Origin of the sequence: Phenylobacterium koreense (genome assembly GCF_040545335.1) — a bacterium.
Classification (GTDB): Bacteria; Pseudomonadota; Alphaproteobacteria; order Caulobacterales; family Caulobacteraceae; genus Phenylobacterium; species Phenylobacterium koreense.
The window spans coordinates 889,751-905,831 of the sequence record NZ_JBEPLU010000001.1 but is presented as its reverse complement, the minus strand read 5'-3'; the positions used below and the strand labels follow the sequence as shown (position 1 = coordinate 905,831).

General features: G+C 66.2%; 12 protein-coding genes. 8 read left to right on the top strand and 4 right to left on the bottom strand.

Annotation, left to right across the window (positions count from 1 at the left end; translation table 11 throughout):
- Positions 1 to 6 precede the first annotated feature (6 nt).
- From cyoB to ABID41_RS04455, 6 genes are read left to right on the top strand one after another with little or no spacing between them, the layout of a single operon-like run.
- Entirely contained in the window at positions 7 to 2,007 is a 2,001-nt protein-coding gene (gene cyoB, locus ABID41_RS04480; protein WP_331932684.1) for a cytochrome o ubiquinol oxidase subunit I, read from the top strand.
- Between the two features lie 14 nt (positions 2,008 to 2,021).
- A complete protein-coding gene (gene cyoC / locus ABID41_RS04475) occupies positions 2,022 to 2,648 on the top strand; it encodes a cytochrome o ubiquinol oxidase subunit III (RefSeq protein ID WP_331932683.1) in 627 nt (208 codons plus the stop codon).
- Positions 2,645 to 3,007, top strand: coding sequence for a cytochrome o ubiquinol oxidase subunit IV (locus ABID41_RS04470; RefSeq protein WP_331932682.1), 363 nt, complete (start codon positions 2,645 to 2,647; stop codon positions 3,005 to 3,007). Before cyoC ends, ABID41_RS04470 begins: the two co-directional genes overlap by 4 nt.
- Before the next feature lie 56 nt (positions 3,008 to 3,063).
- Complete coding sequence (locus ABID41_RS04465) at positions 3,064 to 3,765, top strand: SURF1 family protein (protein ID WP_331932681.1); 702 nt, start codon at positions 3,064 to 3,066, stop codon at positions 3,763 to 3,765.
- On the top strand, positions 3,762 to 5,108 hold the full coding sequence (locus ABID41_RS04460; protein ID WP_331932680.1) for an ATP-binding protein: 1,347 nt from the start codon (positions 3,762 to 3,764) through the stop codon (positions 5,106 to 5,108). Before ABID41_RS04465 ends, ABID41_RS04460 begins: the two co-directional genes overlap by 4 nt.
- Positions 5,098 to 5,634 carry a response regulator transcription factor gene (locus ABID41_RS04455; protein WP_331932679.1) on the top strand — a complete coding sequence of 179 codons (537 nt, stop codon included), beginning with the start codon at positions 5,098 to 5,100 and terminating at the stop codon, positions 5,632 to 5,634. Before ABID41_RS04460 ends, ABID41_RS04455 begins: the two co-directional genes overlap by 11 nt.
- Before the next feature lie 8 nt (positions 5,635 to 5,642).
- On the opposite strand, the gene ABID41_RS04450 is transcribed toward ABID41_RS04455, so the two are convergent.
- Positions 5,643 to 8,498, bottom strand: coding sequence for a bifunctional diguanylate cyclase/phosphodiesterase (locus tag ABID41_RS04450; protein WP_331932678.1), 2,856 nt, complete (start codon positions 8,496 to 8,498; stop codon positions 5,643 to 5,645).
- Positions 8,499 to 8,731: 233 nt separating this feature from the next.
- Positions 8,732 to 10,234 carry a flavin-containing monooxygenase gene (locus ABID41_RS04445; RefSeq protein WP_331932677.1) on the bottom strand — a complete coding sequence of 501 codons (1,503 nt, stop codon included), beginning with the start codon at positions 10,232 to 10,234 and terminating at the stop codon, positions 8,732 to 8,734.
- A 287-nt stretch (positions 10,235 to 10,521) separates the two neighbouring features.
- Between ABID41_RS04445 and ABID41_RS04440 the strand changes: the two genes are divergently transcribed.
- A complete protein-coding gene (locus ABID41_RS04440) occupies positions 10,522 to 11,799 on the top strand; it encodes a cytochrome P450 (RefSeq protein ID WP_331932676.1) in 1,278 nt (425 codons plus the stop codon).
- 100 nt (positions 11,800 to 11,899) lie between these two features.
- Here the strand turns inward: ABID41_RS04440 and ABID41_RS04435 are convergent, their stop codons facing one another.
- Both ABID41_RS04435 and ABID41_RS04430 read right to left on the bottom strand, forming a co-directional pair.
- On the bottom strand, positions 11,900 to 12,433 hold the full coding sequence (locus ABID41_RS04435; RefSeq protein ID WP_331932675.1) for a TetR/AcrR family transcriptional regulator: 534 nt from the start codon (positions 12,431 to 12,433) through the stop codon (positions 11,900 to 11,902).
- A 189-nt stretch (positions 12,434 to 12,622) separates the two neighbouring features.
- Complete coding sequence (locus ABID41_RS04430; protein WP_331932674.1) at positions 12,623 to 13,252, bottom strand: TetR/AcrR family transcriptional regulator; 630 nt, start codon at positions 13,250 to 13,252, stop codon at positions 12,623 to 12,625.
- Positions 13,253 to 13,504: 252 nt separating this feature from the next.
- Here ABID41_RS04430 and ABID41_RS04425 point away from each other — a divergent pair, with 252 nt between their 5' ends.
- Positions 13,505 to 16,081 carry a TonB-dependent receptor gene (locus ABID41_RS04425; protein ID WP_354297217.1) on the top strand — a complete coding sequence of 859 codons (2,577 nt, stop codon included), beginning with the start codon at positions 13,505 to 13,507 and terminating at the stop codon, positions 16,079 to 16,081.

The window sequence follows — 16,081 nt, the reverse complement described above, 5'->3', positions numbered from 1 at the left end:
CGCCCCATGTCTGCTGAAACCGCTATCTCGCCCATATTCGGCCGCCTGACCTGGGAGGCCCTGCCGTTCCACGAGCCCATCCTGGTGGGCACCTTCGGCGTCGTCGCCCTGGGGGGCGTCGGGCTGCTCGCGGCCCTGACCCATTTCAAGCTCTGGGGCTACCTGTGGCGCGAGTGGTTCACCACCGTCGATCACAAGAAGATCGGGATCATGTACATGATCCTCGGGATCGTCATGCTGCTGCGTGGCTTCGCCGACGCGGTCATGATGCGCCTGCAGCAGGTCATGGCGTTCGGCGGGTCCGAGGGCTACCTGAACGCTCACCACTACGACCAGATCTTCACCGCCCACGGCGTGATCATGATCTTCTTCGTGGCCATGCCCCTGGTCACGGGCTTGATGAACTATGTGGTGCCGCTGCAGATCGGCGCGCGGGACGTCTCCTTCCCGTTCCTCAACAATTTCAGCTTCTGGATGACCACGGCCGGCGCCGTGCTGGTCATGATCTCGCTGTTCGTCGGTGAGTTCGCGCAGACCGGCTGGCTGGCCTATCCGCCGCTGTCGGGCATCGCCTACAGCCCAGGGGTCGGGGTCGACTACTACATATGGGCCCTGCAGGTAGCGGGGGTCGGGACGACCTTATCCGGCATCAACCTGATCGCCACCATCGTGAAGATGCGCGCGCCGGGCATGTCGCTGATGAAGATGCCGGTCTTCACCTGGACCTCGCTCTGCACGAACATCCTGATCGTGGCGACCTTCCCGGTGCTGACGGCCGCGCTCGCCCTTTTGTCGCTCGACCGCTACGTCGGCATGAATTTCTTCACGAACGACTTCGGCGGCAGTCCGATGTTGTACGTGAACCTGATCTGGATCTGGGGTCACCCGGAAGTCTACATCCTGATCCTGCCGTTGTTCGGCGTCTTCTCCGAAGTCACCTCGACCTTCTCGGGCAAGAAGCTCTTCGGCTACACCTCGATGGTCTATGCGACGGTGGTCATCACGGTGCTGTCGTATCTGGTGTGGCTGCACCACTTCTTCACCATGGGCTCGGGCGCCAGCGTGAACTCGTTCTTCGGGATCACGACCATGATCATCTCGATCCCGACAGGGGCGAAGATATTCAACTGGCTGTTTACGATGTACCGGGGCCGTATCCGGTTCGAACTGCCGATGATGTGGACGGTGGCCTTCATGCTGACCTTCGTCATCGGCGGCATGACCGGCGTCATGCTCGCGGTGCCGCCAGCCGACTTCGTGCTGCACAACAGCCTCTTCCTGATCGCGCACTTCCATAACGTGATCATCGGCGGCGTGCTCTACGGCCTGTTCGCCGCCATCAACTACTGGTTCCCCAAGGCCTTCGGCTTCAAGCTCGACGAGAAGTGGGGGAAGGTCAGCTTCTGGTGCTGGGTGATCGGCTTCTTCGTGGCCTTCACGCCGCTCTATGTGCTGGGCCTGATGGGCGTGACCCGCCGCATGCGGGTGTTCGACGACCAGTCGCTGCAGATCTGGTTCATCATCGCCGGCTTCGGCGCGGCCCTGATCGCGGTCGGCATCCTGGCGTTCCTGATCCAGATCGCGGTCAGCATCAAGAACCGCGAGAAGCTGCGCGACCTGACCGGCGACCCGTGGGACGGCCGCACCCTGGAGTGGGCGACCTCCTCGCCGCCGCCGGCCTACAACTTCGCCTTCACCCCGGTGATCCACGACGGCGACGCCTGGTGGGACATGAAGAAGCGCGGCTATGCGCGGCCGATCTCCGGCTTCCGGCCGATCCACATGCCGAAGAACACCGGCGCGGGCGTGATCCTGTCGGTGCTGAGCATCGGCCTGGCGCTTGGCCTGATCTGGTACGTCTGGTGGCTGGCGGCCGCGAGCTTCCTGGCCATCCTGGTGGCCGCCATCGCCCACACCTTCAACTATGACCGCGACTACCACATCCCGGTCGAAGAGGTCCGGCAGACCGAGGACGAGCGCACGCGCGTTCTCGCGGCCGGGGTCTGAAGCTCATGAACGTGATGACCTCTCACGCGGATCTTTCCGCGGACAAGCCGCGCTTCCACATCGAGGAAGAGCCGCATCACCCGGAAGGCTCCAGCACCATGCTGGGCTTCTGGATCTATCTGATGAGCGACTGCCTGATCTTCGCGATGCTGTTCGCGGCGTTCGGCGTGCTCGGCGGGAACTACGCGGCCGGTCCTGCGCCGCGGGATCTGTTCGAACTGCCACTGGTGGCGGTCAACACCGCCATGCTGCTGTTCTCCTCGATCACCTACGGCTTCGCCATGCTGGCCATGGAGCGCGGCAAGAAGGGCCAGGTTCAGGCCTGGCTGGCGATCACCGGGCTCTTCGGCCTCTGCTTCCTGGGGATCGAGCTCTATGAGTTCGCGCACCTGATCCATGAGGGCGCGACGCCTCAGCGCAGCGCCTTCCTGTCGGCCTTCTTCACCCTGGTCGGCACCCACGGCCTGCACGTCACCTTCGGGATCATCTGGCTGGTGACGCTGATGGCGCAGGTGGCTCAGCGTGGCCTGATCCCGGCCAACATGCGACGGCTGATGTGCCTGTCGATGTTCTGGCACTTCCTGGACGTCATCTGGATCGGCGTCTTCACTGTGGTCTACCTGATGGGGATGCTGCGATGAGCGCCCACGCCGACGATCATCATCACCACGACACCCACGCCCACGGCTCGCTGAAGAGCTACCTGACGGGGTTCGTGCTGTCGGTCGTGCTGACCGCGATCCCGTTCTGGCTGGTCATGACCGGCGCGTTGGCGCCGCAGGCCACGGGGGCGATCATCATCGCCTTCGCCGTGGTCCAGATCGTGGTGCACATGATCTACTTCCTGCACATGAACACGAAGTCGGAGGGCGGATGGTCGATGCTGGCCCTGATCTTCACGATCCTCATCGTGGCGATCGCGCTCAGCGGATCTATCTGGGTCATGTATCATCTGAACGCCAACATGATGCCCGTGCACGACATGGGCTCGATGCCCTGAGGAGCGGCCCGGACATCGCATCCGACCCGGAACATCGCGCCAGACCGGCGCGGAGCGTGCTGAAGGTCACCATCGGGGCGTTGGTCCTGGTGGCGGCCTTCGTCGCATTGGGCGTCTGGCAGGTGCAGCGGCTGGCCTGGAAGACCGAGCTCATCGCCCAGGTCGAAGGCCGGATTCACGCCGCGCCGACGGCTGCGCCTGGCCCTGGCCGGTGGCCGACGATCACGCGTGAAGCCGACCAGTATCGGCAGGTTTTCGTCCGCGGCAGGTATATGCATGACGATGAGGCGCTGGTGCAGGCGGTGAGCGACCTGGGCGCGGGCTTCTGGGTGATGACGCCCATGCGGACCGACCAGGGTTTCGTCGTGCTCGTGAACCGGGGCTTCGTGCCGGCCGATCGCCGCAAGGCCGAGGCCCGCGCCGCCGGCCAGGTCGCCGGCGAGCAGGAGGTGACCGGCCTGCTGCGTATCACCGAGCCGCATGGCGGCTTCCTGCGCGCCAACGAGCCGGCCAAGGACCTATGGCGCTCGCGCGACGTCCAGGCGATCGCCGCCTCGCGCAGGCTTGGCGAGGTCGCCCCGTACTTCATCGACGCCGACGCCACGCCCAATCCAGGCGGCTGGCCGCGCGGGGGGCTGACGGTGGTGCGCTTCCCCAACAGTCACCTGGCGTACGCCCTGACCTGGTTCGGCATGGCGCTGCTGACGGTCGTCGGCTGGGTCGTCGTCGTGCGCCATCGCGGCGGAGATGCGCGGTGAACAGCTGGACCGCATTCGGCCGGGCGCTCGGGCTCGAATCCTGGCGCGACACGCCGGCCTCGCCGGCGGCCGCCAACCTCCGGAACATGCTGCTGCTGACCCAGCTTCGCTGGCTTGCGGTGGTGGGGCAGCTGGTCACCATCGCAGTCGTCGAGTGGGGGCTCGGCATACGCCTGCCGCTCTTCTGGCTGCTGCTGGCGCCGGCGGGGCTGACGCTCGTCAACCTCATCAGCGTTCCGATCCTGCATCGGCGGCGAGGAGCATCCGACCAGGAGCTGCTGTTCGCGCTGCTCATCGACGTGGGCGCGCTGACCTGGCAGCTCTTCCTGAGCGGCGGGGCCACCAATCCCTTCGCGCCGCTCTTCCTGATGCAGGTGGTGCTGGGCGCGGTGCTGCTGTCGCCGGCCTATGCCTGGCTGCTGATCCTGGTCACCAGCTTCTGCTTCGCGGCCCTGGGGGTCTTCTTCGAGCCGCTGATCCTGCCGGCCGTCAGCGAGCGCGGGCTCTTCGGCCTCTACCTGCAGGGCAGCCTCGCGTGCTTCGTGCTGATCGCGGTTCTGCTGGTGCTGTTCGTGACCCGGATCAGCCAGAACCTGAAGGCCCGCGACGCCTATCTCGCCGGCCTGAGGCAGCAGGCCGCCGAGCAGAACCACATCGTCCGCATGGGGCTGCTGGCTTCCGGCGCGGCCCATGAACTTGGCACGCCGCTGGCCTCGATCTCGGTGATCCTAAGCGATTGGAAGCGCCTGCCGGCCCTGGCCGACGAGCCCGAGATCGCCAACGACATAGCCGAGATGCAGGTCGCCCTCGAACGCTGCAAGGCCATCGTCACCGGCATCCTGATGTCGGCGGGCGAGGCGAGGGGCGAGGCGCCTGAGCGCACGACGCTCCGGGCCTTCCTGTCGGAGGTTGTCGCAGAATGGCAGGCGACCCACTGCAAGGTGGTGATCGAGCTGCGGGACGGCCTGGCCGAAGACCCGCCGATCATCTCCGATACCGCGCTCAAGCAGGTGTTCAGCGCGCTGTTCGACAACGCCGCCGAGGCCGGCGCGCGGCGGGTGGAGCTCTGGACCGCCCTGATCGCCGGCGAGCTCGTCATCACGATCGCCGATGACGGCCGGGGCTTCCCGCCGGAAATCCTCGAGCGTCTCGGCCAGCCCTATCAGTCGACCAAGGGCAAACCCGGCGCGGGGCTTGGTCTCTTCCTGCTGGTCAATGTGTTACGGACCTTGGGAGGCTCGGTCAGCGCGCGCGCTCGACCGGGCGGCGGAGCCGAGGTTCGGCTGTCCCTGCCGCTCGCTTCGCTGGCGCCGCTCGACAACGGAGGCTCGCATGGCCGATGAATCCCGGACCCTGGTGATCGTCGAGGACGACGAGGCCTTTTCCCGGACCCTGCGGCGGTCGTTCGAGCGGCGCGGCTATCAGGTGATCAGCGCTTCGAGCCATGACGAGCTGCAGGCGCTGCTGGCCGAACACGGACCGGCCTACGCCGTGGTCGACCTGAAGCTGAACGGGGCCTCGGGGCTGGCCTGCGTTCAGACGCTGCACGCCTTCGACGCGGACATGATGATCGTCGTCCTGACCGGGTTCGCCAGCATCGCCACCGCCGTGGAGGCCATCAAGCTGGGCGCGCGCCACTATCTCGCCAAGCCTGCCAGCACCGACGACATCGAGGCGGCGTTCAAGCGCACCGAGGGCGACGTCGAAACCCCGCTGGGCACCCGGCCGACCTCGATCAAGACGCTCGAGTGGGAACACATCCACGAGATCCTGGCCGAGAGCGGCTTCAACATCTCCGAGGCCGCGCGGAGGCTGGGCATGCACCGCCGGACCCTGGCCCGCAAGCTGGCCAAGCGCCGGGTCACCTGAGTGTCCGATCAGGCCGGGCTCACCGGATAGACGGTCATGGCGTGGCCGATCAGCCGCCGGGCCTGCCCCTCGCTGACGGGCTCGCTGAAGAGATAGCCCTGGCCTTCGCTATAGCCCCTCTCCCGCAGCAGGGCCGCCTGGGCGGAGGTCTCGACGCCCTCGGCGGTGAGGGAGATGCCCAGACCCTGGGCCATGGCGGCGACCGCGGTGACGATGGCGTGCCCCTCGCGGCTACCCGGCAGGTTCTGCACGAAGCTTCGGTCGAGCTTGATCTTGTCGAACGGGAACTGGTGCAGATAGCCCAGCGACGAGTAGCCGGTCCCGAAGTCGTCCAAGGCGATCTTCACGCCCAGTCGGCGTAGCTCGGTCAGGATCTGCAGATTGGCCCTGTTCTCGCGCAGCAGCACCGACTCGGTGATTTCGAGTTGAAGGCGGTCGGTCGGGAGCTGCGTCTCGGTCAGCGCCGCACGCACGGTGCTGACCAGCCCCGCGCTCCGGAACTGGGCGGGGGAAAGGTTCACCGACAGGCAGATGTCGTCCGGCCACCTTGACGCCGCACGGCAGGCCTCACGCAGGATCCAGGCGCCGATGCCGACGATCAGGCCGGTCTCTTCGGCAAGGGGGATGAACTCGGTGGGGCAGACCGCGCCGAGCTCGGGGTGGCGCCAGCGGAGCAGGGCCTCGAACGCCCGTATCCGTCCAGACGAGAGATCGACCATCGGCTGGTAGAGGATCGAGAACTCGTCCCGCTTCAAGGCGCCGTGCAGGGCGAGCTTGAGGGCCTGGCGGTGCTTGAGCTGCTCGTCCATGCCGGGTTCGAACAGCCGGAATGCGCCCTTGCCCTCGGCCTTGGCGCGATAGAGCGCAGTGTCGGCCGCCCGCAGAAGCTCTTCGGGATCGCTGGCGTCGGCCGGGGCGAGCGCGATGCCGACGCTTGCCCCGATCACGATGTTACGGCCCTCGATTTCGAAGGGTTCGGCCAGGTCCCGCACGATGCGGTCGGCCAGGTCCGCGGCGTCCGCCCCCTGCCTGACCTGGGTCTGGATGATCGCGAATTCGTCGCCGCCCAGGCGTGTGACCGTATCGCCGCTGCGAACGCCCCGCTGGAGGCGCTGGGCCACGAGTCGCAGCAGGACGTCGCCGGCGCCGTGGCCGGCCGTGTCGTTGACGTCCTTGAAGCCGTCGAGGTCGATATAGAGCACTGCCGTCTGGTTCGGGCTGCGATTGTCGGCGAGCACCCGTTCCAGCCGCTCGCGGAAGAGAACGCGGTTGGGCAATTCGGTCAGCGCGTCGTGCCGCGCCATGTGGATCATCTTTTCCTGGGCGATCGCGCGTTCCTGCTCGGCGGTCCGTCGCGCCGAGATGTCGCGGAAGAAGACCGACAGCCCGTCCTCGGTCGGAAAGGCGTGGACTTCGAACCAGTCGTCCACCCCGGCCAGCCGCGCCTCGAACATCACCGGCGTCTGCTGAGCGAACGCCTCGGCGAATTGCTGGGCGAATATGCCTCCGGCCTCTTCCGGGAAGATGTCCCGGATCCTTCCGCCGATCACCAGCGACCGGTCCTTCAGCTTCCGGTGCGCGTTGCCGTTGATGTAGGTCAGCCGATAGTGGCGGTCGATCAGCACCACGCAGTCCGTGGTGCTCTCGAGAATCTGATCGAGCTTTGCCGCGGCCTGCCGACGCTCGGTGACGTCGAGCATGGAGCCGACATAGCCCAGGAATTCTCCGCCCGGCCCATGGCGGGGCTCGCCGACATCCATCACCCAGATCCAGTCGCCTGAACGGGTGCGCACGCGATATTCGGCCTTGTAGGTGCGTCTGGCAGCCCGGGCCTCTTCGGCCGCGGCCTTGACCTGTGCGCGGTCGTCAGGGTGGATCCGCTCCAGCCAGCCCTGGCCCAGCGGTTCGTCGGGGTCCTGGCCGGTGGTCTCGCACCAGAGGCGGCTGACGAAGGTGGCTTCGCCGGCGGCGTTGTTGGTCCAGATCATCGCCGGCGCCGCGTTGGCCACTTCGCTGAACTCGCGCTCGCTGGCGACGAGCGCGGCTTCGGCCAGCTTGCGGTCGTTGATATCCTCCACGGCGCCGTACCAAAGCATGATGGCGCCGCTTTCATCGCGCCGTGGCGCGGCCCAGGCCCGGACCCAGCGATACTCGCCGCCCGCCATTCGCAGGCGGTATTCGCTGTCGAGGATCCGGCCGCTCGCCAGAGCGCCGTTCCATGCTTCGATCAGGGGAGCCAGGTCGTCAGGATGCACCGCCTGGGCCCAGCCCCCGCCCATCGCCTCTTCCAGCGACATGCCGACCCACATCTCCCAGACGGGACCGACCTCAAGGAGCTTGCCCCCGGGATCTGCAGTCCAGGGAATCTGCGGGTTGAGCATCAGGGCGTGGCGGTGATGCTCTTCGGCCTCCTGAAGCTTGGCTTCGGCTCGCCGCCTGGGCGTCACGTCGACGAAGGTGGCGATGAGCATCTCGCCGCCACCGTAGCTCTCCGGCAAATGAAGGAGCCGCTTGCGCGTCAGCAGGGAGCGCGAGATCTGGCCGTTGCGGGAGGTGACCACGCGCTCGTAATCGGCCGGCTGCCCGGTGCGGAACACGTCATCGTCGCTGGCGTGGTGACGCTCGCCCTGGCTCGGGAACATTTCCAGGTCCGTGCGGCCCACGATCGCCTTGAGCGGGTAGCCGAGCATCTTGAGCAGGGGCTCGTTGATCGCGAGCCAGCGATGCTCCCGGTCCTTGATGACCGTCGGATCGGGCAGGGCGTCGACGACGGCCTGCAGGAGCTCCAATGGAGGGGCGGAAGCGGCTTTGCGGGCGCCACCGTCGTCGGTCTGGTTCTTTGGTGGTCGAGCTGTACGCGGCATGTTTTGACTGTTCTGGCGCCTGGAGCCTCGCCGAGATTAATGCACGTCCGCCTGCTGAGCGCCCTGAGACAGAACGCTGCACCCTAGGCTGCGTTCCTCTGCCGTTCGCCTTGTCGCGTAAAGCTCCGCGAGCGACGCCAAGGCCTTGTCGCATCAGCCTTTTTCACCCATGCGGTGCAAGCGCCGCTCGGCCGTCGGCGACCCGTCAGGCTGGTATACGGACGACGCCTGGTTCAGCCGTAGACGAAGGCTCGGTCGTCCAGGTCGATGAGCGGGAACTCATCCTTCTCGGACCAGTAGTCCTGGGTGTGCCGCCATTCGCGCTTGGCGCCGCTCCGGGGCATCAGGTGCATGCCGCGCATGAGGTAGCCCGGATTGAAGTTCTCCTGATCGATCCAGTCGCCGAGCGGCATTTCCTGGTCTTCCGGACGCAGCGCCACGGTGACCGATCGCGATCCCTTCGCATCCATGTGCTTGAGCAGGCGAGGCACGAAGTCGCCGATCAGGTCGGCCCGCAAGGTCCAGCTCGCCCGGAAGTAGCCGAAGACCCAGATCAGGTTCGGCACGCCGGTGAACATCATCCCGCGGTAGGTCACGGTCTTGGAGAGATCGAGCGGCTCGTTGTCGATCGAGAATTGGATGTCCCCGAGGACGTTCAGGTTGAAGCCGGTGGCCGTGACGATGATGTCGGCGTCGAGCGTCTCGCCGGAGCTGAGCTGGATGCCGGCCTCGGTGAAGCGGTCGATGGTGTCGGTGACGACCGAGGCCTTGCCAGCCTTGATGGATTCGAAGAAGTCGCCGTTGGGAACGAAGCAGATCCGCTGGCGCCAGACCGCGTAACTCGGGGTGAAGTGCTTGGCGACGTATTCGTCCCCGAGCAGTTTCCGCAGCACGCCGAGTAGTTCTTCGCGGACCAGCTCGGGGTTCTCCTCGCGGCGTTTGCCGAGCTTGGCGCTGTTCAGGAGGATGCTGCGGCGGACGATCTCGTGCGTCCAGTCGGGATCGATGTCGAGCTCGCGAAGCGTCTCGGCCAGTTCGTTCCGGTTTCGGCCGGGCGTGAAGTAGGTCGGTGACCGCTGGAGCATGGTGACGTGCGCGGCCTCGTCGGCGAGGGCGGGGATCAGGGTCGCGGCGGTGGCGCCCGAGCCGATGACCACGATGCGCTTGCCGCGCCAGTCGAGATCTTCTGGCCAGGTCTGCGGATGGACGATCCTGCCCTTGAAGTCGGCCATGCCGGGCCACTCGGGGGTGTAGCCCTCGGTATGGCGATAATAGCCCTGGCACATCCAGAGGAAGTTGGCCGAGTAGTGCTCGGTCACACCGGTATCCAGCCGCCTGGCCTCGACATGCCAGAGGCCGTCCTGGCTCGACCAGCGCGCCGACTGGATGTGGGTCTGGTACTGGATGTGGCGGGCCAGGTCGTTCTCTTCGATGACCTCGGCCATGTAGGAGAGGATCTCCTGGCCGGTGGCGATCGGGGCGCCCTGCCAGGGCTTGAAGCGGTAGCCGAAGGTGTGAAGGTCGCTGTCCGAACGGACGCCCGGGTACTTGTGGGTGCGCCAGGTTCCGCCGAAGCCCGCCTGGGCCTCCAGCACCTTGAAGGTGCGGCCGGGGTCCTGGGTCTGTAGGTGATAGGCCGCGCCGACCCCGGCGATGCCTGCGCCGACGATCAGGACATCGAAGTGCTGAACCTCAGTGGAGCGTTCGCGCGTCGACGCGGCCGTATGCGTATTCATTCCACCCGTACCTTTTTTCTTGTTGGGGCGTGGCGTCCCTTCGCCCCTTGATCCGAGGATCGAGCGTCGAACAGGATTCCACAATAGGCCCCCTAAAAACCTACGAAAGCCCAGGTCGCGTCGAGGTTTTTCTCCATCCTGCGGCCTAGATTATCGTCGCACGCCCTCAGAGCGACGGCCCCCTTGTCGAACTTGGTTCGATCCGCCCCCATTAGCTCCAACGATCCTCGGCCGCGCATGCTGCGCGGAACACGCATGCGCGGCCGACAACAATAAGGGAGGGCCAGATGGCCACTATGGTTTCGATCGCACCCGGCGCGGCGGACGCCGAGCCGCTGGCGAGCATCAACCCCGGCCGCGCCGACCGGTTTCAGGCCGACACGATCTGGCCGGTGTTCGAGCGCCTGCGCCGGGAGGAACCGGTCCATCTGACCGAGGACAGCGACTTCGGTCGCTACTGGTCGATCACCCGCTGGGAGGACATCCTGGCGGTCGACACCAATCACGAGGCCTTCTCTTCCACCGAGGGCATCACGCTTCCCAACCTCAAGGCCTTGGAGGAGCAGGCCAAGGTCCTGGGCGAGCGCCAGCGGCGCGGCGGCGCGGGCTTCATCACCATGGACGAGCCCGAGCACGGCCGTCAGCGCAAGGCGGTCAGCCCGACGGTCGCGCCCGGCAACATCGCGCTCATGGCGCCGATCGTCCGCGAGCGGGCCGGCATGATCCTCGACAACCTGCCGATCGGGAAGGAATTCGACTGGGTCGACCTGGTTTCCAAGGAACTGACCGCCATGACCCTGGCGACGCTGTTCGACTTCCCGTTCGAGGAGCGGCGCAAGCTCACCCACTGGTCCGACGTGGTCACCAACATGCCCGGCCACGGCCCGGTCACCAGTTGGGAACAGAAGTTCCAGGACATGTCGACCTGCTTCGCCACCTTCCAGGAGCTCTGGAACCAGCGCGTCGACGCCGAGCCCGGCATCGACCTGATCTCGATGCTGGCCCACAACCCCTCCACCCGCGACATGCCGCCCGAAGAGTTCCGGGGTAATGTCGTGCTGCTGATCGTCGGCGGCAACGACACGACGCGGAACACGATTTCCGGCAGCGTCTACGCGCTGAACAAGTATCCGGACCAGTATGACAAGCTGCGCGCCAACCCCGAGCTCGTCACCTCGATGGTCTCCGAAACCATCCGCTGGCAGACGCCGCTGGCCCACATGGCGCGCGTGGCGACTCGCGACATCGAGATCGGCGGCAAGCTGATCAGCAAGGGCGACCGGGTGATCATGTGGTACATCTCGGGCAATCGGGACGAAACCAAGCTCGATCGGCCGAACGACTACATCATCGACCGCGAGCGGCCGCGCGAGCACCTCTCCTTCGGCTTCGGCATCCATCGCTGCGTCGGCAACCGGGTGGCGGAAATGCAGCTCACCATCATCTGGGAAGAGATTCTCAAGCGCTTCCCGACGATCCAGGTCGTGGGCGAGCCGGTGCGGACGTTCTCTTCCTTCGTCCACGGCTTCGAGAGCATGCCGGTGGTCATCCCGACGCGGAACTAGGAGCCTTTATTCGGTTCGTTATGGCCGGGCCGGCAGGTCCCGGCCATCCATCGACGCCGATGGCCGCCCAAGATCGGGAAGATGTCGTCGTCCGTGAGCCTCAGGCCCGGGTGGAGAGCAGGTAGGCGGCGCCCTTGAAGAGCTTCTCGGCGACGTCGGCGGGGGGACGACCGTCAGGGTAGGAGGCCAGGATCGAGGCCATCCCGCGTCCCAGCGCCCAGAGCGCGAAGGCCGCCTTGGCCTGGTGCTCGGGCCCGATGCGGCCGTCGGCCTCCACCACCGCCTCATAGGCCTTGAAGGCCGCGTTCTCGGCTTCCCGCAGGGTCTCGTGGCGGGACATCAGTTGCTCGTCGAACATCAGGGCGAAGAGCGCCGGCTGGCGCTCGGCGAAGCCGAAGAAGGCGCGGGCGCCGCCACTGATGGGGGATGGGGCGTCCGGCTCGTAGTGCTCGATATCCTGGGTCAGGCGCTCGTATCCGATCAGCGCCAGATTGAGGAGGATGTCCTCCTTGTTCTCGAAGTAGTGGTAGATCGAGGCGATACCCATGTCGGCCGCTTCGGCGATGGCGCGCAGATTCAGGTTTTCCACGCCCTGGGTCGCGAGCACCTCGCTCGCCGCCGTGAGCGCCTTCATCCTGACGTTCGAGCTTCCGGATGCGCGCCTTTCCTTTGGCCCACGCGTCTTCGCCATCGGCGATGCGCCGTCACCTGAAGGAGGGCGTTCCAGATGCATGCCTCTCTCCCTGTCGCCGTCGTAACGCGGCGTTACGGTGATGTTTTGGCGTCGAACATAATTCGACAATGGCCTCGGGGCCGACGCGGCTCAGTCGGAACGGTCAATGAGGTAGCGGGCGCCGGCGCGAAGGGTTTCGGCTTTTTCCGGCGGCAGGCGACCGCCGTGGGAGGACATCATCGCCGCCATTCCCCGGCCGAGCGCCCAGATGGCGAAGGCGATCTCCTCGGCCTGTTCCGACGGAATGCGCTCGTCGGCCTGCACGATGGCCTGATACCGGGCGATGATGCTGGCCTCGCAGGCCCGTAGCGCCTCGTGCTCGGCCAGCAGGCGGGAATTGAACATCAGGGAGACCAGCACCGGGTGTTCTTCGACGAACCGGAAGAACGCCGCGGCGGCGGCCCGCATGGGCGTAAGCGCCGGGTTGGTCGCCTGGCTGCGCTCTACAGCTTCGAGGAGTTGCTTGAGCCCGATCGAGGCGAGGCGGAGCAGGAGATCCTTCTTGCTCGGAAAGTAGTGATAGATCGAGGAAACCCCGACGCCGGCCTGGTCGGCGATGGCGCGCAGGTTGAGCTTCTCCGCGCCGTCGCGCTCCAGGATCGTCAGGGATGCGGCGATCGCCTTGGCCTGCAGGCCGTTGATCTGGACGGCGCGCGCGGCCACCGGCCGGCTGAACGAATTGCCGTAGGACTCGGACTTGAGCTGGCCTTGCGCCGGCATTGTCGTCGACTTCCTCCCTTTGCCGACGTGGCCGTCTTGAGCGGCGCATTCGTCGGAACAGGTAGAATGACCGGGTTAGCCGGGCGCGGCTACAGTCCTTTTTCGGCCCGGCCAGGATCATGTTGCGAAACCGCAACATACCCGCCGCGTCACCCTCAAGTTCCTCAAACAGGCCCCTTTTCGAAACTTGTTCGAACCGAACCCCTGATTGCAGGGCCGAAAAAACACAGAGAGCCCAGTGGGAGGAACAGCATGATCTACGCAGCGCAACGGCGCACCCCCGCCGGCGCCGCGAGCCGGCGCGCGCGTCTGGCCGCCACCGCCTCGCTTCTCGTCACCGCAGGGATCGCCACGCCGTCGCTCGCGCAAACCGCCGCGCCGTCGAACATGATCGAAGAGCTCGTCGTGACCGCTGAAAAGCGCGAGCAGAGCCTGCAGGACGTCCCGGTCGCGATCTCCGCCTTCACCAGCGAACGCCGCGACGTGCTGGGCGTGAGCTCCGTCGAGGACATCGCCCGCCTGACGCCGAGCGTCAGCTATACGAACAACGACCGGATGTCGATCCGCGGCATCGGCCGCCTCACCAACGCGATCGGTACGGACCCGTCGGTCGCGCTCTATTCCGACGGCATCTTCTCCAACTCGATGGCCGACGCCTCGACGCCCTCGATCTTCATCGAGCGGACCGAAATCCTGCGCGGGCCGCAGGGGACCCTCTACGGGCGCAACTCGGTCGGCGGAACGATCAACGTGGTGAGCAAACGGCCTACCGAAGAGTTCAACGCCGAAGTCCGCGCCATGGTCGGCAACTACGAGTCCTACCGGCTGGACGGGTTGGTGAGCGGCCCGGTGCTGCCCAACCTGCGCTTCCTGCTCGGCGCCTCGATGGAACGCCGGGAGGAAGGCTTCCTCAAGAACAGCGGACCGGCCGCCGACCCGGCCCAGGTCCGTCGCTGGATGGTCGAGGCGCAGATCGAAGCCGATCTGGGCGAAAACACTGTCGCGCGCCTGCGCTACACCAAGTTCGACTGGGACGACAGCTACGGGGTGGGCAACACCTTCGGCAACAACCTCTCGCCCTACGACACGACGTCGCTGACCGGGGTGGGCACCTCGGCGCTCTACTACAACACCACCTACGGCCTGACGTCGCAGAACCCCGGGGTCAGGGATCCCTACGCGGTGGATGTGAACGCCCCGTTCTACGGGTCGCTGGACAACCACCACCGGCTGCACTTCGACCTGACGTCCGATCTCGGCTGGGCGACGCTGAAGTACCTCGCCGGGTATCAGCAGTACGACTACAACACCTCGACCGACTCCGACCTGTCGCCGCGCATCGGGCCTCAGAACATCCTGGTCGACGTGGATGGCCCTGGGCCGATCGGCGCCTTCACCGCGACGGACGTCTCCACCGACGCGCGGACGTTCTATGAGGAGCGCCAGAGCTGGCTCTCCAACGAGATCAACCTCTCGTCCAACAACGACGGGCCGGTGCACTGGATTGTCGGCCTCTACCAGTACTACCAGGAATACGACCAGCCACAGGGCATCCGGGTGGTCGGCGATCCGGGCATGTTCCAGCCGCGCAGCCTGCAGGGCACGGCCTCGCAGCCGAACCCGCGTGGCGCCTTCCTCTATGTAGACGGTCACCTCGAGACCAAGTCCTACGCGGCGTTCGGCCAGGTGGACTGGAAGTTCGCCGAGAACTGGACCCTGACGGCGGGCCTTCGCTACACCTACGACGAGAAGAAGGGCACCGACAGCGCCCGCTACGTCGGACGCATCCCGACCCTGGCGCTGGCGTTCGGCCCGACCTTACCGCCTTCCCAGGCCCAGGCGTTGGCGGTCGACCTGACCATTCAGCAGGTCTGCGGCGGGACGACGATGGCCGCCTGCGCGGCCAACCCGCTGACGGCGAATCTGGTGGCGAACCCCACGGGCGGCCTGCGCCGCGATCTGTCCGGCGACTGGGACGCGCTTACCGGCACCCTTGGGGTCCAGTGGGAGCCCGACGCCGACACCAACGTCTATCTGCGCTATTCGCGAGGCTACAAGTCCGGCGGCTGGATCGGGTCGAACGGCCTGTCGCCCGACCCCTATGCCGACCCCGAGTACGTGAACTCGTTCGAACTGGGGGCGAAGAAGACCTTCGGCGGACGACTGCAGGCCAACGCCGCCCTGTTCTACACCGACTACCAGGGCTTCCAGGCTCCGCTGACGGCGCCGCTCGGCACCATCACCGCCAGCCAGTTCCTGAACCTCGACGCCACGATCTGGGGGCTGGAGCTCGAGACCCTCTGGGCGCCGATCGACAATCTGCAGTTGATGTTCAACTACGCCTACCTGAACACGGAGCTGGATACCGGCTGCTGCTTCGTCGACACCAGCGATCCGCTCGCACAGGGGCCTGGCGCGCAGCCGGTGGGATCGCCGATCGGCGGTCGCGTCTTCCAGAGCGTGGTCGGCAACGACCTGCCGCTTTCGCCGGAGAACAAGGTCACGCTCGGGGCGACCTACGACATCCACTTCACGCCGGGCACCCTGACGCTCGGCGCGACGGCGAGCTACATCGACCCGCAGAAGTCGACGCTGTTCAACAACCCGATCTACTGGACGGACTCGTTCACGACCGGCGACCTGCGGGCGCTGTGGCGTGATGCGGAAGACCGGTTCACGGTCATCGGCTTCGTGAAGAACGTCACCGACGAGGTGGGTTACGGAAGCTCGGGCGCGAGCCCGGCGGGCATCACGGCGGTCGGGGTGCGGCGCAGCGTCAGCCTGATCTTCCCGCGCACCTACGGGGTAGAGTTCCAGTATCGGTTCTAA